General features: G+C 72.1%; 17 protein-coding genes. 4 read left to right on the forward strand and 13 right to left on the reverse strand.

All coding sequences use genetic code 11. From position 1 onward, the window contains the following. Nucleotides 1–279 precede the first annotated feature (279 nt). Entirely contained in the window at nt 280–483 is a 204-nt protein-coding gene (locus ACFQLX_RS19375; RefSeq protein WP_003984261.1) for a cold-shock protein, read from the forward strand. Nucleotides 484–639: 156 nt separating this feature from the next. Here ACFQLX_RS19375 and ACFQLX_RS19380 read toward each other — a convergent pair whose 3' ends face one another. From ACFQLX_RS19380 to ACFQLX_RS19400, 5 genes are all read right to left on the reverse strand, one after another. Further along, nucleotides 640–2580: an AMP-dependent synthetase/ligase gene (locus ACFQLX_RS19380; protein ID WP_386416897.1), complete on the reverse strand. Its 1941-nt coding sequence runs from the start codon at nt 2578–2580 to the stop codon at nt 640–642. A 173-nt stretch (nt 2581–2753) separates the two neighbouring features. Beyond that, complete coding sequence (locus ACFQLX_RS19385; RefSeq protein ID WP_386416899.1) at nt 2754–3041, reverse strand: DUF4229 domain-containing protein; 288 nt, start codon at nt 3039–3041, stop codon at nt 2754–2756. A 99-nt stretch (nt 3042–3140) separates the two neighbouring features. Then, nucleotides 3141–3785 carry a hypothetical protein gene (locus ACFQLX_RS19390; protein WP_386416901.1) on the reverse strand — a complete coding sequence of 215 codons (645 nt, stop codon included), beginning with the start codon at nt 3783–3785 and terminating at the stop codon, nt 3141–3143. Nucleotides 3786–3834: 49 nt separating this feature from the next. Further along, a complete protein-coding gene (locus ACFQLX_RS19395; protein WP_386416902.1) occupies nt 3835–4296 on the reverse strand; it encodes an Lrp/AsnC family transcriptional regulator in 462 nt (153 codons plus the stop codon). A 58-nt stretch (nt 4297–4354) separates the two neighbouring features. Then, nucleotides 4355–5065, reverse strand: a complete 711-nt coding sequence (locus ACFQLX_RS19400) for a UbiX family flavin prenyltransferase (RefSeq protein WP_386416903.1) — start codon at nt 5063–5065, stop codon at nt 4355–4357. A gap of 227 nt (nt 5066–5292) precedes the next feature. Between ACFQLX_RS19400 and ACFQLX_RS19405 the strand changes: the two genes are divergently transcribed. Beyond that, nucleotides 5293–5859, forward strand: a complete 567-nt coding sequence (locus ACFQLX_RS19405; RefSeq protein ID WP_386416970.1) for a rhomboid family protein — start codon at nt 5293–5295, stop codon at nt 5857–5859. Between the two features lie 12 nt (nt 5860–5871). On the opposite strand, the gene mqnP is transcribed toward ACFQLX_RS19405, so the two are convergent. Next, entirely contained in the window at nt 5872–6783 is a 912-nt protein-coding gene (mqnP, locus tag ACFQLX_RS19410; protein ID WP_386416905.1) for a menaquinone biosynthesis prenyltransferase MqnP, read from the reverse strand. A 79-nt stretch (nt 6784–6862) separates the two neighbouring features. Beyond that, nucleotides 6863–8314: a menaquinone biosynthesis decarboxylase gene (locus ACFQLX_RS19415; protein ID WP_386416906.1), complete on the reverse strand. Its 1452-nt coding sequence runs from the start codon at nt 8312–8314 to the stop codon at nt 6863–6865. Between the two features lie 154 nt (nt 8315–8468). On the opposite strand from ACFQLX_RS19415, the gene ACFQLX_RS19420 reads away from it, so the two are divergent. Then, nucleotides 8469–8870, forward strand: coding sequence for a PLD nuclease N-terminal domain-containing protein (locus tag ACFQLX_RS19420; RefSeq protein ID WP_386416972.1), 402 nt, complete (start codon nt 8469–8471; stop codon nt 8868–8870). 103 nt (nt 8871–8973) lie between these two features. After that, entirely contained in the window at nt 8974–9342 is a 369-nt protein-coding gene (locus ACFQLX_RS19425; protein WP_386416907.1) for a PLD nuclease N-terminal domain-containing protein, read from the forward strand. Here ACFQLX_RS19425 and ccsB read toward each other — a convergent pair. The 6 genes from ccsB to hemL form a co-directional block, all read right to left on the reverse strand. Continuing rightward, a complete protein-coding gene (ccsB, locus tag ACFQLX_RS19430; RefSeq protein WP_386416909.1) occupies nt 9327–10448 on the reverse strand; it encodes a c-type cytochrome biogenesis protein CcsB in 1122 nt (373 codons plus the stop codon). The two genes, ACFQLX_RS19425 and ccsB, sit on opposite strands and share 16 nt — an antisense overlap. Next, on the reverse strand, nt 10445–12256 hold the full coding sequence (gene resB / locus ACFQLX_RS19435) for a cytochrome c biogenesis protein ResB (protein ID WP_386416910.1): 1812 nt from the start codon (nt 12254–12256) through the stop codon (nt 10445–10447). Before resB ends, ccsB begins: the two co-directional genes overlap by 4 nt. Before the next feature lie 6 nt (nt 12257–12262). Continuing rightward, complete coding sequence (locus ACFQLX_RS19440) at nt 12263–13003, reverse strand: cytochrome c biogenesis CcdA family protein (RefSeq protein ID WP_386416912.1); 741 nt, start codon at nt 13001–13003, stop codon at nt 12263–12265. Between the two features lie 7 nt (nt 13004–13010). After that, on the reverse strand, nt 13011–13643 hold the full coding sequence (locus ACFQLX_RS19445; protein ID WP_386416913.1) for a TlpA family protein disulfide reductase: 633 nt from the start codon (nt 13641–13643) through the stop codon (nt 13011–13013). A gap of 87 nt (nt 13644–13730) precedes the next feature. Further along, a complete protein-coding gene (locus tag ACFQLX_RS19450; protein WP_386416914.1) occupies nt 13731–14465 on the reverse strand; it encodes a histidine phosphatase family protein in 735 nt (244 codons plus the stop codon). 8 nt (nt 14466–14473) lie between these two features. Continuing rightward, the gene (gene hemL, locus ACFQLX_RS19455) at nt 14474–15796 is read right to left on the reverse strand and encodes a glutamate-1-semialdehyde 2,1-aminomutase (RefSeq protein WP_386416916.1); all 1323 of its coding nucleotides are present in this window, start codon (nt 15794–15796) and stop codon (nt 14474–14476) included. Nucleotides 15797–15863: the final 67 nt, after the last annotated feature.

Raw genomic sequence — 15863 nt, forward strand, 5'->3', positions numbered from 1 at the left:
ACGCTTCGGGGCTCCCGGGGGCCTCGCGCGGGGGCCGTACGAGGATGCTGCGGGGGTGCTGCGAGGGCCTTCCGAACGTACGAACACGAGTTCACCAAGCCGTGATCATTGGATCTACCGCCCCCGGTCCTCCCATGCTAGGCTCCGTCGCAAGTTGCAGTTTGGTTTCCCTTGCAGTACAGAGCCTGCGGAGCATGTGACGCCGTGGGCTCTCGTCGTTTCAGACTTCGCATGCGCAGGTTCTGGGGGCAGGGCAACCCTTTGGCCCAAGGAGGGCTTATGGCTACCGGAACCGTCAAGTGGTTCAACGCCGAAAAGGGCTTCGGCTTCATCGCTCAGGACGGCGGCGGCCCCGACGTCTTCGTGCACTACTCCGCGATCAACGCCTCTGGCTTCCGCTCCCTTGAGGAGAACCAGCAGGTGAACTTCGACGTCACGCAGGGTCCGAAGGGCCCGCAGGCGGAGAACGTCACCCCGGTCTGAGTCCAGACCGGAGTGGAATCGCTCTGAAAGCACCACCCAAGGAGCCCCGACCGGCCGGTCGGGGCTCCTGCCTTTCCACCTGCGGCCTTCCACCTGCGGCCTTTCTACCTGCGGCCTTTCCACCTGCGGCCTTCCGCCCGCTGCCGCCCGCGCCCGCTACGTGTACAGCGCGTCCACCTCGTCGGCGTAGTCGCGCAGGATCCGGGCCCGCCGCAGCTTCATCGACGGGGTCAGGTGGCCGGTGCCCTCGGAGAAGTCCGCCGGCAGGACCGTGAAGCGGCGGATCGACTCCGCCCGCGAGACCAGCAGGTTCGCCTCGTCCACCGCGCGCTGCACCTCCGCGCGCAACTCCGGGTCCTCGGCCAGCCGCTTGGGCTGCGTGTCCGCCCTGCCGGTCATGTGGCACCAGTGCCGCAGGCCCTCGGGGTCGAGGGTGACGAGCGCGGCCACGTACGGACGGCGGTCGCCCACGACCAGGCACTGGCTGACCAGCGGATGCGCCCGCAGCCGGTCCTCCAGCGGGCCCGGCGCCAGGTTCTTGCCGGAGGAGGTGACGATGATGTCCTTCTTGCGGCCGATGATCGTCAGATAGCCGTCCGCGTCGAACTCGCCCAGGTCACCGGTCGGCAGCCAGCCGTCCGCGCCCGCCGCCGGGCGGATCGCCCACGCCTCGCTGTCCCAGTACCCGGCGAAGACCTGCCCGCCGCGCAGCAGCACCTCGCCGTCGTCGGCGATCCGGATCGCGGTGCCCGGCATCGGGTGGCCGACCGTGCCGAAGCGGGTGCGCAGCGGCGGGTTGAGCGCGATGGCCGCGGTGGTCTCCGTCAGCCCGTAGCCCTCGTAGACGTGCACGCCCGCACCGGCGAAGAAGAGGCCCAGCTCGCGCGCGAGGGGGGAGCCGCCGCAGATCGCGTGGCGGACCGCGCCGCCGAGCGCCTCGCGGATACGCCGGTAGACGAGGCGCTCGTAGAGCTGGTGCTGCAGCCGCAGGGCGGGGCCCGGTCCGCGCCCGCCGGCCTCCTGCGCCTCCAGCGCCGCGCCGTAGCGGCGGGCGACGGCGGCGCCCCGGTCGAAGGCGGCGGCGCGGCCCATGGTCTCGGCGGTGGCGCGGGCGGTGTTGTAGACCTTCTCCAGTACGTACGGGGTGACGACCAGGAAGGTCGGCCGGAAGGCCGCCAGGTCGGCGCGGAGGCGGTCGGCGCTGATCTCCGGTGCGTGGCCGAGGCGGACGCGGGCGCGCAGGCAGCCGATGGCGACCATCCGGCCCAGTACGTGCGAGAGCGGCAGGAAGACCAGGGTGGCGGCCGGCTCGGCGCTCACCTCGCGGAAGACGGGGTGGAGCAGGGCGATGGCGTTGTCGACCTCGGTGAGGAAGTTGCCGTGGGTGAGGACGCAGCCCTTCGGGGCGCCCGTGGTGCCGGAGGTGTACATCACCGTGGCGACGCTCAACGGACCGAGCTGCGCCCGGCGTTCGCCCACGACCGCGTCGGGGAGGTGGCGGCCGGCGGCGGCGAGCCGGCCCAGGGTGCCGGTGCCGAGCTGCCAGAGCTGGCGCAGCCAGGGCAGCCGGCCGCGCTCGGCGCTGATCATGCGGGCCTGCTCGACGTCCTCGACCACGCAGGCCACCGCGCCGGAGTCGGCGAGGATCCAGCGGGCCTGGAAGGCGGAGGAGGTCGGGTAGATCGGGACGGTGATGAGGCCGGCCGCCCAGGCCGCGAAGTCCAGCAGCGTCCACTCGTAGGTCGTACGGGACATCAGCGCCAGCCGGTCGCCCGGCCGCAGCCCGGCGGCGATCAGCCCCTTGGCGAGCCCGAGCACCTCGGCGGCGAACTCCCCGGCGCTGACGTCCGCCCACGTCCCGTCCGCGCGCCTGCGGCCGAGCACCGACTCGCCGGGCGCCTCGGCGGCGTTGGCGAAGGGGATGTCGGCGAGCGAACCGCGGGCGGCGGCGCCGGTGAGCGCGGGCACGGCGGCCTCGCGGACGGCGCCTTTGTACCGGCGCAGTTCGGGCGCCGGGGGTGCGGGCGGGCCACCGGCGGAGGCCGGGGCGGTCCGCGGTGCCGCGGGGGGTACGGGTGGTGCGAACTGCCCTGTCATCGCGGCTCCTGAGCAACCGTCAGCAACGCTTGTTAACCCGCGGGTAACGTTACTGACGGCCCATTCGGAAGCCAATACACCCAAGCCCGCCATATTGTGGCCGACCTGCGCTTTTACCAAACATGCACATCTCGGCGCGAAGAAATGCGCAGAAAGTGAGCAGCGGCGGGCGCTCAGTCCTCCTGCGCGCGGTTCGCGGCGAGGCTGCCCTTCGCCCGCTCGACGCGGGCGGCGATCTGCGCGGCCATCTCCTCGCGCTGGCGGCGCAGCAGGACGAAGCTCAGCGGCGCGGAGACCACGATGGCGAGCACCAGCACCCAGAGGTAGTTGGAGTCGCCCAGCCCGGCCGGCAGCACCCGCAGCCGCACCAGCCCGGCGACCACGACGAAGCAGCCGGCGAAGATGCCCAGGCGCATGAGGGTGTAGCGGACGGCGGGCCGACCGGTGGGGTTCGCGGACACAATGACTCCTGCGGGACGGGGACCGGCCCCGAATCACCCCGCGAGCGCGTCGCGGACCAGTGGGCCGGCACCCCGATTATCGCAGGGCGCCGGCAGCGCTCAGAGCCGCATGGGCTGCGGGGACTCGCGCAGGGCCGGGTCGGGGCCCTCGTACTCGCGGACGACCTCGTAGCGGGCGTCGCGCTCCACCGGGCGCAGGCCCGCGTCGCGGATCAGCTCGACCAGGTCCTCGCGGGTGAGCTGCTCGCCGTCCGCGCCGGCGGTCCCGTCGATGTCGTCCGCCCCGTGCTGCAGCACCAGCTGCGCGGTCTGCGCGCCGTGCGCGGTCCAGGAGACACGCAGGTGGGAGACGTTGTCCAGGAGGAGGCGGGCGAGCGCGAAGGTCTTCAGCACCTCCGCGCCGGTCACCGCCCGCTCCGGGGTCCCGGGGGCTTCGCACAGCGGGGTGACGACCTGGAGGGCGCCGGTGCGCTCCTGCAGTTCGCGCAGGCGCAGCAGCCCGTCGACGAGGGCGCCGGGCTCCTCGCCGTACCCGTAGCGCAGCTCCTCGACACCCGCCGCCGAGCCCGTCTCCCCGGCGCCGAAGTACGCCGCGTCACCGTGCTTGCCCCTGCGCACCTCGTGCGCCAGGCCGCCCAGCCACGCCAGGTCGTCGGACCCGTAGAGGGCGATCCCGTCCTCCCGGCCGAGCCGCTCGCCCGCGCGGACCCTCTCCTGCAGCTCGCGCTTGAGCCCTGCGTCCATCCGGCGCCGCCTCCCGATCCGTACCGCTGCCACTACCGCCGCACCGAGCCTACGCCGGGCCCTCCTCGGCCAGCTCCCCGACCCGGTTCTCCCACTTGGTGGAGAGCACGATGGTGGTACGGGTCCTGGCCACGCCCTTGATCGCCGAGAGCCGGCGGATGATCTTCTCCAGTCCGTCCACGTCGGCGGCGCGCACCTTGAGCATGTACGAGTCGTCCCCGGCGATGAACCAGCAGTCCTCGATGTCCGGCAGGTCCCGCATCCGGTACGCCACGTCCTCGTGGTCCACCGCGTCCGAGAGCTGGATGCCGATGAGCGCGGTGACCCCCAGGCCCAGCGAGGTCGCGTCCACGGTCGCCCGGTAGCCGGTGATCACCCCGGCCGCCTCCAGGCGGTTGATCCGGTCGGTGACGCTCGGGCCCGAGAGTCCGACGAGCCGGCCCAGCTCCGCGTACGAGGCCCTGCCGTTCTCCCGCAGGGCCTGGATGAGCTGCCTGTCCACGGCGTCCATGTCTGACGTAATGCCTTCCCGGTCGTGGGCTTGGTCGTCCTGCTGGGTGGTACGGAGGTCAGCGCCCGGCGTCCGGGCCGTCGCGGCGGGCCTGCCCCAGCTCGCCCTCCCACCGGCGGTAGAGCTTGTGCGGTACCCCCGCCGCGTCCAGTACCCGCCCGGCGACGAAGTCCACCAGGTCCTGGATGTCGCGCGGCCCCGCGTAGAACGCCGGGGAGGCCGGGAGCACCACGGCGCCGGAGTCGTCGAGGGCGACGAGGTGCCGGAGGGTCTGCCCGGCCAGCGGGGTCTCGCGCACCGCGAGGACCAGCGGGCGGCGCTCCTTGAGCGTCACGCTCGCGGCCCGCTGCAGCAGGTCCTTGGACAGGCCCAGCGCCACCCCCGCCACACAGGCGGTGGAGGCCGGCACGATCAGCATGCCCTTGGCCGGGTACGAGCCGGACGAGGGCCCGGCGGCCAGGTCCCCGGCCGCCCAGTAGCGCACGCCGTCCAGCGGTCCCGGGTCGAAGGCATCGGGCCGGCCGTCCGCGCCCGCCGCCAGCCAGCGGCGCAGGTCCGCGCGCCAGTGCGCGTCGCGCAGCGGCTCGCCCGTCTCGTCCAGCACCGTCAGCCGCGCGGCCCGGCTGACGACCAGGTCCACGCTCTCGCCCGCCGCCAGCAGCCCGCGCAGCACGGCCGCCGCGTAGGGCGTACCCGAGGCACCGGAGACACCGACCACCCAGGGGCGGCGCACAGGCGCCGCGGGGTGGGTGGGGGGCAGGCTCTCCATAGCCTCGCAGCCTATCCGGCCGGTGCGGGAGTGGTGGAACTCGGGCGGGTGCGTGCGACGTTACTTATGGTGAGGGGATCACTGTCCGACAGGGGGACGCGGTGGCGTACGAACCGTTCGGCACGGGTGGAGCGACCGGCCCGCAGCAGCCGCCCGGGACGCCGGGGCCCACGGGCCGGCCGGCCGCCGGGAGCGCGGTGCTGCGGGCGCGGCGGGCCGCCGTCGTGATGATCGTCTGGCTCTCGCTGCTGTGGATCCTGGAGAGCGCCGACCGGGTCTCCGGGCACGCGCTGGACACCTTCGGCATCCAGCCGCGCGACCCCGGCGAGCTGCGCGACGTCGTCCCGGCGGCCTTCACGCACTTCGGCTTCGAGCACCTCGCGGCCAACACCCTGCCGCTGCTGGTGCTGGGCTTCCTCGCCGCGATGGGGGGCACCCGGCGCTTCTTCGGCGTGGTCGTGATGATCGTCCTGGCCAGCGGCCTGGGCGTCTGGCTGGTCGCCCCGCCGAACTCCAACACCGCCGGCGTCTCCGGCGTGATCTTCGGCCTCTTCGGCTATCTGATCGTGCGCGGCTTCGTCGACCGCCGGGCGGTGGACATCCTGATCGGCGTCGTGGTCGCCGTGCTCTACGGCTCGATGCTCTGGGGCATCCTGCCCACCCAGGAGGGCGTCTCCTGGCAGGGGCATCTCTTCGGCCTCCTGGGCGGCGTCGCAGCCGCGTTCTACTTCAGCGACCGCAAGGCCGTGGAAGCGGGAGCGGCCAAGGCACCCTGGCGGCGGCTGCGGGGCTGACGGGGCTTCGGGCTACAGCCCCAGGCCCCGTACGGCCAGGTCCAGCAGCGCGCAGACGAAGAGCGCGATGCCGATGAAGCCGTTGACCGTGAAGAAGGCGCGGTTGAGGCGGGAGAGGTCGCCGGGCTTGACGATGCTGTGCTCGTAGAGGAAGGCGCTCGCGACGATCGCCAGGCCGAGCCAGAAGAAGGCGCCCGCGTGGGTGGCCAGGGCGTACCAGACCAGCAGGCCCATCGCCACCGCGTGGCAGGCCCGCGCCCCGTACAGCGCGGCGGGGATGCCGAAGCGCGCGGGGACGGACTTCACGCCCTCGGCGCGGTCGGCCGCCACGTCCTGGCAGGCGAAGATCAGGTCGAAGCCGCCGATCCAGACGCCGACCGCGAGGCCGAGCAGCACCGCGTCCCAGGACCAGCTGCCGCTGACCGCCAGCCAGGCGCCGATCGGGCCCATCGCCTGGGCGAGGCCCAGGATCGCGTGCGGGAAGTTCGTGAACCGCTTCCCGTACGGGTAGACCACCATCGGGACCACGGCGAGCGGGGCCAGGGCGAGGCACAGCGGGTTGAGCAGCGCCGCCGCGCCCAGGAAGAAGGCCAGCGCGATCAGCGCGCCGGTCCACGCCGAGCGCACCGAGACCGCGCCGCTGGGGATCTCACGGCCGGCGGTGCGCGGGTTACGGGCGTCGATCTCGCGGTCGATGATGCGGTTGCAGGCCATGGCGAAGGTGCGCAGGCCCACCATCGCGACGGTGACCAGCAGCAGCGTCCACCACTGGATGCCGCCGTCGCCGTCGAGGAGCATCGCGGTGAGGGCGGCGATGTAGGCGAAGGGCAGCGCGAAGACCGAGTGCTCGATCATCACGAGCCGCAGGAAGGGCTTGACCCGGCCTGCGGTCGTGGGAACAGGGGTGGGGGACACAGCGCTCACAGGCCGTACTCCGGATCATCCCCGCAGAAGCGGGGCCGACTCGGCTCCGCGCTGCTGCTTGCCAGCTTCCCGGTTGGACTCACAGGCCGTATTCCTTCCAACGCCGCGTCACCCGATCGGATGTCTCCGGGTCCGACACCACCATCTCCGGCCACCCCCCGTCCCTCGTGTAGCCCTCCTCGGGCCACTTCGCGGTCGCGTCGATGCCCGCCTTGCCGCCCCAGAACTGCTGGTACGAGGCGTGGTCGAGGTGGTCCACCGGGCCCTCGACGAGCGAGAGGTCGCGGGCGTAGTCGGTGTTGCCCAGCGCCCGCCAGGCGACCTCGTGCAGGTCGTGGACGTCGCAGTCGGCGTCGACCACGACGACCAGCTTGGTCAGCGACATCATGTGCGCGCCCCAGACCGCGCTCATCACCTTCTGGGCGTGCTTGGGGTACTTCTTGTCGATCGAGACGATCGCGCAGTTGTGGAAGCCGCCGGCCTCGGGAAGGTGGTAGTCCACGATGTCGGGGACGATCACCTTCAGCAGCGGCAGGAAGAAGCGCTCGGTGGCGCGGCCCAGCGGCCCGTCCTCGGTCGGCGGGCGGCCGACGACGATGGACTGCAGCAGCGGCCGGCTGCGCATCGTCACGCAGTCGATGGTCAGCGCCGGGAAGGGCTCCTGCGGGGTGTAGAAGCCGGTGTGGTCGCCGAACGGCCCCTCGGGGAGGGTCTTGCCGGGCTCCAGCCAGCCCTCCAGGACGACCTCCGCGTTGGCCGGGACCTGCAGCGGGACCGTCTTGCAGTCGACCATCTCGACGCGCTTGCCGCCGATGAAGCCGGCGAGGAGGTACTCGTCGATGTCGCCGGGCAGCGGCGCGGTGGAGGCGTAGGTGACGGCCGGGGGGCAGCCGAAGGCGATGGCGACGGGGAGGCGCTCGCCGCGCTTGGCGGCGGCGGCGGCGTGGTTGCGGCTGTCCTTGTGGATCTGCCAGTGCATGCCGATGGTGTTGCGGTCGTGGCGCTGGAGGCGGTAGAGGCCCAGGTTGCGCACGCCGGTGTCGGGGTCCCTGGTGTGGGTCAGGCCCAGGTTGAAGAAGGAGCCGCCGTCCTGCGGCCAGGTGAAGAGCGCCGGCAGCGCGTCGAGGTCCACGTCGTCGCCGGTGAGGACGACCTCCTGGACGGGCGCGTCCTTCACCTTCCTCGGCGGTACGTGCGCCATCCCGGCCAGCTTGCCGAAGGCCTCCCGTACGCCCGTGAAGCCGTGCGGCAGCTCGGGTTTCAGCAGGCCGCCGACCTTCTGGCCGATCTCGTCGTACGAGGTCAGGCCGAGCGCCTTGAGCAGCCGGCGGTCGGTGCCGAAGACGTTCATGGCCAGCGGCATCGCCGAGCCCTTGACGTTCTCGAAGAGGAGGGCGGGGCCGCCGGCCTTGTTGACCCGGTCGGTGATCTCGCCGACCTCCAGGTACGGGTCCACTTCGGCCCTGATCCGCTTGAGGTCGCCGTCGCGCTCCAGCGCCCGCAGCAGCGAGCGGAGATCGTCGTATGCCATACGGGCCAGTATCCGCCAGGGTGCCCCCCTCGCCTACGAGCGGCCCCCCGAATACGAATACGAACACCGCACCCGCATGTCAGACGCTCCCGCTAACCTGGCGCGGTCATGGGGGTGTTGACCCCCCTCCTCTCTCCCCGTGGGGCGCTCCGAAGTGATCCGCTACATCCCGTACCTGCTGTTCCTGGCGCTGTGGATCTACGCCTTCGTCGACTGCTTGAACACCCCGGAGGACGAGGTGAAGCATCTGCCGAAGGTCGGCTGGGTGCTGATCATCCTGTTCTTCGCGACGCTGGGCTCCATAGCCTGGCTGCTGGCCGGCCGCCCCCGGCGGTCCGCACCGGCCATGGGTTCGACCCCGGCCGAGTGGCACCGTTCGTACGAACCGAAGGCCACCCTCGCGCCGGACGACGACCCCGAGTTCCTGGCCTCGCTGCGGGAGGCCAACCGCAGGGACGAGTCGCTGCTGAAGGACTGGGAGGCCGATCTGCGCCGCCGCGAGGAGGAGCTGCGCCGCCGCGAGGACGGGCCGGAGAGCGCCGACGGCGGCAAGTGAGCGGCCGTCCCCTTCGGTGCGCCGTGCCCGGTTAGGCTGGAGGCGGCACTACGGGGCCGCCCGTGCGCGGCCCCGGCACCACAGCGACGCAAGGGGCTCCACCATGCTCAGGTATCTCCCGTTCCTCCTGGTCCTGGCGCTGTGGATCTACACCTTCATCGACTGCCTCAACACCCCCGAGGACAAGGTCCGCAATCTGCCGAAGCTGGCCTGGCTCGTCATCATCGTGTTCTTCGGCTACCTGGTCTTCGGCCCGCTGGCCTGGCTGATCGGCGGCCGGCCGCGCCGCGAGGCGACGGCCGGCGGCGGCGCGCGGACGTACGGGAAGGGGCGACCCGGCCGGGGTGGCTGGGTCGCCCCTGACGACAATCCGGACTTCCTGCGCTCGCTCGACACGGACCGGCCCAAGCGCCCCGAGGGCGGCGGCGACTCCGGGGGCGAGGAGGGTCCGGCGGGTCAGACGCCCGAGTAGGAGTGCAGGCCGCTGACGAAGAGGTTGACGCCGTAGTAGTTGAAGAGGAAGCACAGGAAGGCGACGATCGCGAGGTAGGCGGCCTTGCGTCCCTTCCAGCCGGCGGTCGCGCGGGCGTGCAGGTAGCAGGCGTAGGCGACCCAGGTGATGAAGGACCAGACCTCCTTGGGGTCCCAGCCCCAGTAGCGGCCCCAGGCGTTCTCCGCCCAGATCGCGCCGGCCACGATGGTGAAGGTCCAGAACGGGAAGACGGCCGCGTTGATGCGGTAGGCGAACTTGTCCAGCGAGCCGGCCGAGGGCACCCGGGCCAGCACGGACCTGGCGAAGGCGCCGGGCTGGGGGCCTGACGGGTCGGCGAGCTTGGCCTCGTAGCGGTCGCGGAAGAGGTAGAGCACCGTGGCGACCATGCCGACGTAGAAGAGCGCGCCGCAGCAGATGGCCAGCGAGACGTGGATCCACAGCCAGACCGAGTCCAGCGCGGGGACGAGCTGGTCGCTGTCGGTGTAGAGGACGGCGACGGCGAGGCCGAGGTCCAGCAGCACGGTGGTGACCAGCGGCAGCCCGATCCAGCGGACGTTCTTCTTCAGCGCCAGCAGGATCAGGTACGCGCCGACGATCACCATCGAGAAGGTGGTCGAGAACTCGAACATGTTGCCCCACGGGGCGCGCTGGACCGACAGCCCCCGGGAGACGACCGCGCCGGCGTGCAGCAGGAAGGCCAGCGCGGTCAGCGAGATCGCGATCCGCCCGGAGAGGTCGCCCTGCTCGCTCTCGCCCGACGCACCGGGGCCGTCCTCCACGTCGCGCCCGCCCGGTCCTGGCCGGGTGACGACGGCCGGCCGCGCCAGCACGGTGGTGCCCGCGCCCTGCTTGACCTGCACGGTGACACCGGGCGCGGCCCCCTCGGCGGAGGCGGCCCCGGCGGGGGTGCGGGTCAGCGCGGCGGAGGTCAGCGCGATCCTGCTGCGGCTGCCGAAGGCCCACTCGGCGATGTACGCGACGAAGGCCAGGGTGTAGACGGCCATCGCGGAGTAGACCAGGTAGTTGCTGATGTCGGCCAGGTTCTCGTTGGCCGCTGCGGCCAGCGGGAAGGAGGTGGTGGTCACGCGCGCGCTCCCTCGTCGGAGTCGTGGTGGGCCGCTGGGGCCGGGGGGACTGCTGGGGACGGAGCTGCTGGGGCCGGGGCTGCCGAGGAGGACGCCGGCTCGGTCCGTACGGTCTGCGGCGCCGCGTCCTGCAGGGCGGCGGCCAGCTCGGCCAGCTCCCCGGGGAGCCTGGCGCTCTCGCTGCGGCCCAGGGCGGCCAGCTCCACGACCGTCGTGCCGTCCGCACCGCGCCGGGCCCGTACCCACACCCGGCGGCGCTGGATGAACAGCGAACCCGCCAGGCCGACGATGGCCAGCACGGCGCCGGTGAGCGCCCAGCCGTTGCCGTACTGCTTGGAGATCTTGAAGGTGGCCCAGGGCTTCACGCCGTCGAAGGTCAGCGTGCCCGCGCCGTCGGGGAGGGTGAGGGTGTCGCCGACGGCGAGCTGCTGCTTGAACGGCTCGCCCTTCGCGTCCTTGAACTGCTTCATCCGCGCCGTGTCGAGCTGGTAGACGTTCTGCGGGGTGCCGCCGTCCAGGCCCAGGTCGCCGTGGAAGGCGGTGAGGAAGAGGCCGGGGTTGAGCAGCTCGGGGAACTGCGAGGCCATCTTCCCCGAGCCGGGGAGGTAGGTCGGCATCAGGAAGCCCGTGAAGCCGAGCTGGTCCTTCTTGCCGTCCTTGCCGACGTAGTCGGTGACCTTGATGGCGCCCTGGGAGGAGAGGTTGCGCTTCTCCGCCGGGATCATCGGCACGGGGCCGCGGAAGGCGAGGTCCCCCTGCCCGTCGCGGACGGTGACCACGGGCGCGTAGCCGTTGGAGAGCAGCCAGACCTTGGTGCCGTCGATCACCAGCGGCTTGTTGACCTCGATGGAGGTCTTCCGCTGCGTGCCGTCGGCGCCCTTCCAGTACGTGATGTCCGCGCGGAAGACGCGCGGGGTGCCGCGCTGCGGGCCGGTGCGCTGGTAGCGGGCGGTGAACTTGTCCAGCGTGAAGCCGAAGGACTCCGGGTCCCCGGTACCGAAGGCGCTCTCCTTGTAGTAGTCGTACTGGGTGAGCGTGTTGGCGAAGCCGTCACCCTCGACAACGAGCTTGCCGCCCTCGGTGTGGAAGAGCCGGCCGGCGGCGAAGGCGATGAGCAGCACGAAGAGCGCCACGTGGAAGAAGAGGTTCCCGGCCTCGCGCAGATAGCCCTTCTCGGCCGAGACGGCGTCCCCGCTGGTGTACGTGCGAAAGCGCCGCTTGCGGAGCCGGCCGTGCGCCGCCGTCAGCACCGCCTCCGGTTCGGCGTCCGTGCGCCAGGTCGCGTAGACGGGAAGGCGGGAGAGGCGGCTGGGCGCCTTGGGCGGGCGGGCGCGCAGCTGGCCGGCGAACTGCCAGGTGCGCGGCACGATGCAGCCGGCCAGGGAGACGAAGAGCAGCAGGTAGACGGCGGAGAACCAGACCGAGCTGTAGACGTCGAAGAGCTGCAGGCGGTCGTAGAGCGGCCCGAGGGTCGAGTGGCTCTCGCGGAAGGCGATCACCTTGCCCTCGTCCACCGCGTTCTGCGGGATCAGCGAGCCGGGGACGGCGCACAGCGAGAGCAGGAAGAGCAGGATCAGCGCGACGCGCATCGAGGTGAGCTGGCGCCAGAACCAGCGGGCCCAGCCGATCAGCTCCCGGCCGGCGGAGAGTCCGGGGGCGGGCTCGTAGGGGCCGGAGGCGGAGCCGTCGTCGAGCGGCGCGGTCGACAGCTGCGAGCCCGCCTCGGTCAGCTCGCGCTCGTCGGCGCGGTCGGCGCGATCGGCACTCTCAGCGCGGTCGGCGGACGACCGGCCGGTGGACACGGACATGCTCTCTCAGATCCCAACGGTGAAGTTCGACGACCAGACCGTCATCTCGTAGACGATCCGGTCCCAGCCCCCCGTGACCAGCAGGACACCGACCGCGACGAGCATGCCGCCGCCGATCCGCATCACCCACACATAGTGCCGCTTGACCCAGCCGAACGCTCCCAGTGCCCGGCGGAAGGCGACGGCCGCCAGCACGAACGGCACCCCCAGCCCCAGGCAGTACGCGGCCGTCAGCAGCGCCCCGCGCCCGGCGCTGGCCTCGCTCGCGGAGAGCGAGAGCACGGCGGAGAGCGTCGGCCCGATGCAGGGCGTCCAGCCCACCCCGAAGAGCACCCCCAGCATCGGCGCCCCGGCCAGCCCGATGGCGGGCCGCCTGTGCAGCCGGAACTCGCGCTGCGTCATCCCCGGCCACAGGTAGCCCATGAAGGACAGCCCGAGCAGGATCGTCAGCGCGCCGAGGACCTTGTTGAGCGTCTCGCGGTGCGCCAGCAGCGTGCTGCCGAAGCCGCCGAAGAGCGCGCCGCCCGAGACGAAGACCACGGTGAAGCCGAGCACGAAGAGCCCCGCGCCGAGCACCATCCGCCCGCGCCGGGCCTCGGCCAGGTCGGTGCCGCTGACGCCCGTGACATAGCTCAGGTAGCCCGGGACCAGCGGCAGCACGCAGGGCGAGAAGAACGAGACCAGCCCGCCCAGCACCGCGACGGGCAGGGCGAGCAGCAGGGCGCCGCTGGTGACGGTCTCGGTCATGGGGCGGTCACTTCTCGGCGATGATCGGGTCGAGGGCCTTGCGCAGTTCGAGGGCGTTGAGCGACTTGATCGCGCGGACGGCGATGCGGCCCTCGCGGTCGATGATCAGCGTGGAGGGGATGGACTGCGGGGGCAGGCTGTTGGCGGGGAACTCCAGGATCAGCTTGCCGCTCGGGTCGAACAGGCTCGGATAGTCGATCCCGTACGTACGGTCGAAAGCCTGCGCGTTGGCGGCGTCCAGGTCCCGGGTGTTGATCCCGACGAACTGCACCCCCTCGCCCTTGGTGGCGTCCGCGACCTCCTTCAGGTGCGGCGCCTCCTTGCGGCACGGCGCGCACCACGAGCCCCAGACGTTGAGGACGACGACCTTCCCCTTGTAGTCGGCGAGGGACAGCTCCTCCCCGTGGGTGGTCTTCCCGGAGATCGCGGGGGCCGCGACCCGGTCGACGGCCTTCACGCTGGTGATCTCACCGGTCCCGGCGACGAACTTGGTGTCGTTGCCCCCGGAACTCTTGCCCCCGCCGTCAGCCGAGCAGGCGCTCAGCGCGAGAACTCCGGCGACCGCCAGCAGCGCGGCGACGCGGCAGGGGGCAGCCCCTGCTCGCAGAGCTTGGGGAAGGGCCCTCCTCGCAAAAATCATGTGAAAAGTTTCCCATGCCTCGGTAGGGGATCTTTGGCACCCCCCGCCCCCGTCCGCGATGCCCGGTGTGAAGGGGGCGTGAACGCCTCACCGGCGAGGCGCCGCCCCCCGGATCGCACCGCGTCCGAACCGCGCCTGCGCGCCCGCCAGCAGATGCCGGGGCACGAGATCCCGCGCCGGCTCGCTGTAGTGCACGGACACGATCCGATCACCCTCGTACGTGAAGGACGTCAGCGAGGCCAGCGTGCACTCCCGCGACCGCGGATCGTGCCACAGGCGCCGCCGCTCCACGTACGACCGCAGCGTCCAGATCGGCAGCTGGTGGCTGACGCACAGCGCCTCGTGCCCGCGTGCCGCGTCCTTCGCCGCGTCGATCGCGGCCGTCATCCGCACCACGAGGTCCACGTACGGCTCGCCCCAGGAGGGCTTGAAGGGGTTGGTGAAGTGCTTCCAGTTCGCCGGGCGGCGCAGCGCCCCGTCGCCGACGCCGAAGGTCTTGCCCTCGAAGACGTTGCCGGCCTCGATCAGCCGCGCGTCGGTGGCGAGGTCCAGGCCGTGGCTCTTGGCGGCCGGCGCGGCGGTCTCCTGGGCGCGCTCCAGCGGGGAGGCGACGACGTGCGTGATGTCGCGCCCCTCCAGGTGCTCGGCGACCCGCTCGGCCATCTTCCGCCCCAGGTCGGAGAGGTGGTAGCCGGGCGCACGGCCGTAGAGGACCCCGTCGGGGTTGTGCACCTCGCCGTGGCGCAGGACGTGCACCACCGTGATGTCGGTGCTCTCAGGGCTCTCGGCGTTCCCGGCGTTCCCGGGGTTCCCAGCGTTCATGTTCCCCATCATTCAGCAGTCTCCGAAGCCTCGGCCGCCGCCCGTGCGGCGGCCGGCAGTGCGGCGGCGATGATCTCGATCGCCGCCGGGTCGTCGGCGAGGGCGGTCGAGACGAACCAGGACTCGAAGGCCGACGGCGGCAGGTAGACGCCGTCCGCGAGCAGCGAGTGGAAGAAGGCGGTGAAGCGGAAGGCGTCCTGCGCCTTGGCGCCGGCGAAGTCGGTGACGGGCTCGTCGGTGAAGAAGACGGAGAACATGTTCGACGCGTTCTGCACCCGGTGCGCCACACCCTCCTTGGCCAGCGCCTCGGTGACGAGCGCCTGGACCGTCCGGGAGACGGCGTCGACCTTCTCGTACGCCGCGTCGTCCAGCAGGCGCAGCTGCGCGAGGCCGGCGGCGGTGGCGACGGGGTTTCCGGAGAGGGTGCCGGCCTGGTAGACGGGGCCGGCGGGGGCGAGGTGCGCCATCACGTCGGCGCGGCCGCCGAAGGCCGCGGCGGGGAAGCCGCCGCCCATCACCTTGCCGAAGGTCATCAGGTCGGGGGCCACCCCGTCGACCCCGTACCAGCCGGCCTTCGAGGTGCGGAAGCCGGTCATCACCTCGTCGGAGACGAAGAGCGCGCCGTGCTGGACGCAGAGGTCCTTCAGTCCCTGGTTGAAGCCGGGCGCGGGCGGCACGACGCCCATGTTGCCGGGGGACGCCTCGGTGATCACGCAGGCGATCTCGCCGGGGTGGGCCTCGAAGGCGGCGCGCACGGCTGCCAAATCGTTATACGGCAGGACGATCGTCTCGCCGGCCTGGGCGCCGGTGACGCCGGGGGTGTCGGGCAGTCCGAAGGTCACCAGGCCGGAGCCGGCGGCGGCGAGGAGGGCGTCGACGTGGCCGTGGTAGCAGCCGGCGAACTTCACGACCTTGGCGCGGCCGGTGAATCCGCGGGCGAGGCGGATCGCGGACATGGTCGCCTCGGTGCCGCTGGAGACCAGTCGTACCTGGTCAACCGGGTCGATACGGGCGACGATCTCCTCGGCGAGCGCCACCTCGCCCTCGCCGGGCGTGCCGAAGGAGGTGCCCCGGGCCACGGCCTCCTGGGCGGCGGCGGTGACCTCGGGGCGGGCGTGGCCGAGGATCATCGGGCCCCAGGAGCAGACGAGGTCCACGTAGCGGCGGCCGTCGGCGTCGGTCAGATACGGACCCGTACCGGACACCATGAACCGGGGCGTACCGCCCACGGCGCGGAAGGCACGGACCGGGGAGTTGACCCCGCCGGGGGTCACGACGGCCGCACGGTCGAAGAGGGTCTGCGAGACTGGAGCCTGGTACGGGTAAGTCATGTGGCCCAGTTTCGCAGAGGCGCGGACCGTTCCCGGGCGGGGCGTTTCAGGGTAGCTCCGCGGGGGA

The organism is Streptomyces polyrhachis, assembly GCF_042663125.1.
Lineage (GTDB): Bacteria > Actinomycetota > Actinomycetes > Streptomycetales > Streptomycetaceae > Streptomyces > Streptomyces polyrhachii.

Excerpts from the sequence above, each read along its gene's own strand:
- ACFQLX_RS19375 (WP_003984261.1), top strand. The coding sequence starts at position 280 with ATGGCTACCGGAACCGTCAAGTGGTTCAACGCCGAAAAGGGCTTCGGC.
- ACFQLX_RS19380 (WP_386416897.1), bottom strand. The coding sequence starts at position 2,580 with ATGACAGGGCAGTTCGCACCACCCGTACCCCCCGCGGCACCGCGGACC.
- ACFQLX_RS19390 (WP_386416901.1), bottom strand. The coding sequence starts at position 3,785 with ATGGACGCAGGGCTCAAGCGCGAGCTGCAGGAGAGGGTCCGCGCGGGC.
- ACFQLX_RS19395 (WP_386416902.1), bottom strand. The coding sequence starts at position 4,296 with ATGGACGCCGTGGACAGGCAGCTCATCCAGGCCCTGCGGGAGAACGGC.
- ACFQLX_RS19400 (WP_386416903.1), bottom strand. The coding sequence starts at position 5,065 with ATGGAGAGCCTGCCCCCCACCCACCCCGCGGCGCCTGTGCGCCGCCCC.
- ACFQLX_RS19405 (WP_386416970.1), top strand. The coding sequence starts at position 5,293 with ATGATCGTCTGGCTCTCGCTGCTGTGGATCCTGGAGAGCGCCGACCGG.
- ACFQLX_RS19415 (WP_386416906.1), bottom strand. The coding sequence starts at position 8,314 with ATGGCATACGACGATCTCCGCTCGCTGCTGCGGGCGCTGGAGCGCGAC.
- ACFQLX_RS19425 (WP_386416907.1), top strand. The coding sequence starts at position 8,974 with ATGCTCAGGTATCTCCCGTTCCTCCTGGTCCTGGCGCTGTGGATCTAC.
- resB (WP_386416910.1), bottom strand. The coding sequence starts at position 12,256 with ATGTCCGTGTCCACCGGCCGGTCGTCCGCCGACCGCGCTGAGAGTGCC.
- ACFQLX_RS19440 (WP_386416912.1), bottom strand. The coding sequence starts at position 13,003 with ATGACCGAGACCGTCACCAGCGGCGCCCTGCTGCTCGCCCTGCCCGTC.
- ACFQLX_RS19445 (WP_386416913.1), bottom strand. The coding sequence starts at position 13,643 with ATGATTTTTGCGAGGAGGGCCCTTCCCCAAGCTCTGCGAGCAGGGGCT.
- ACFQLX_RS19450 (WP_386416914.1), bottom strand. The coding sequence starts at position 14,465 with ATGAACGCTGGGAACCCCGGGAACGCCGGGAACGCCGAGAGCCCTGAG.
- hemL (WP_386416916.1), bottom strand. The coding sequence starts at position 15,796 with ATGACTTACCCGTACCAGGCTCCAGTCTCGCAGACCCTCTTCGACCGT.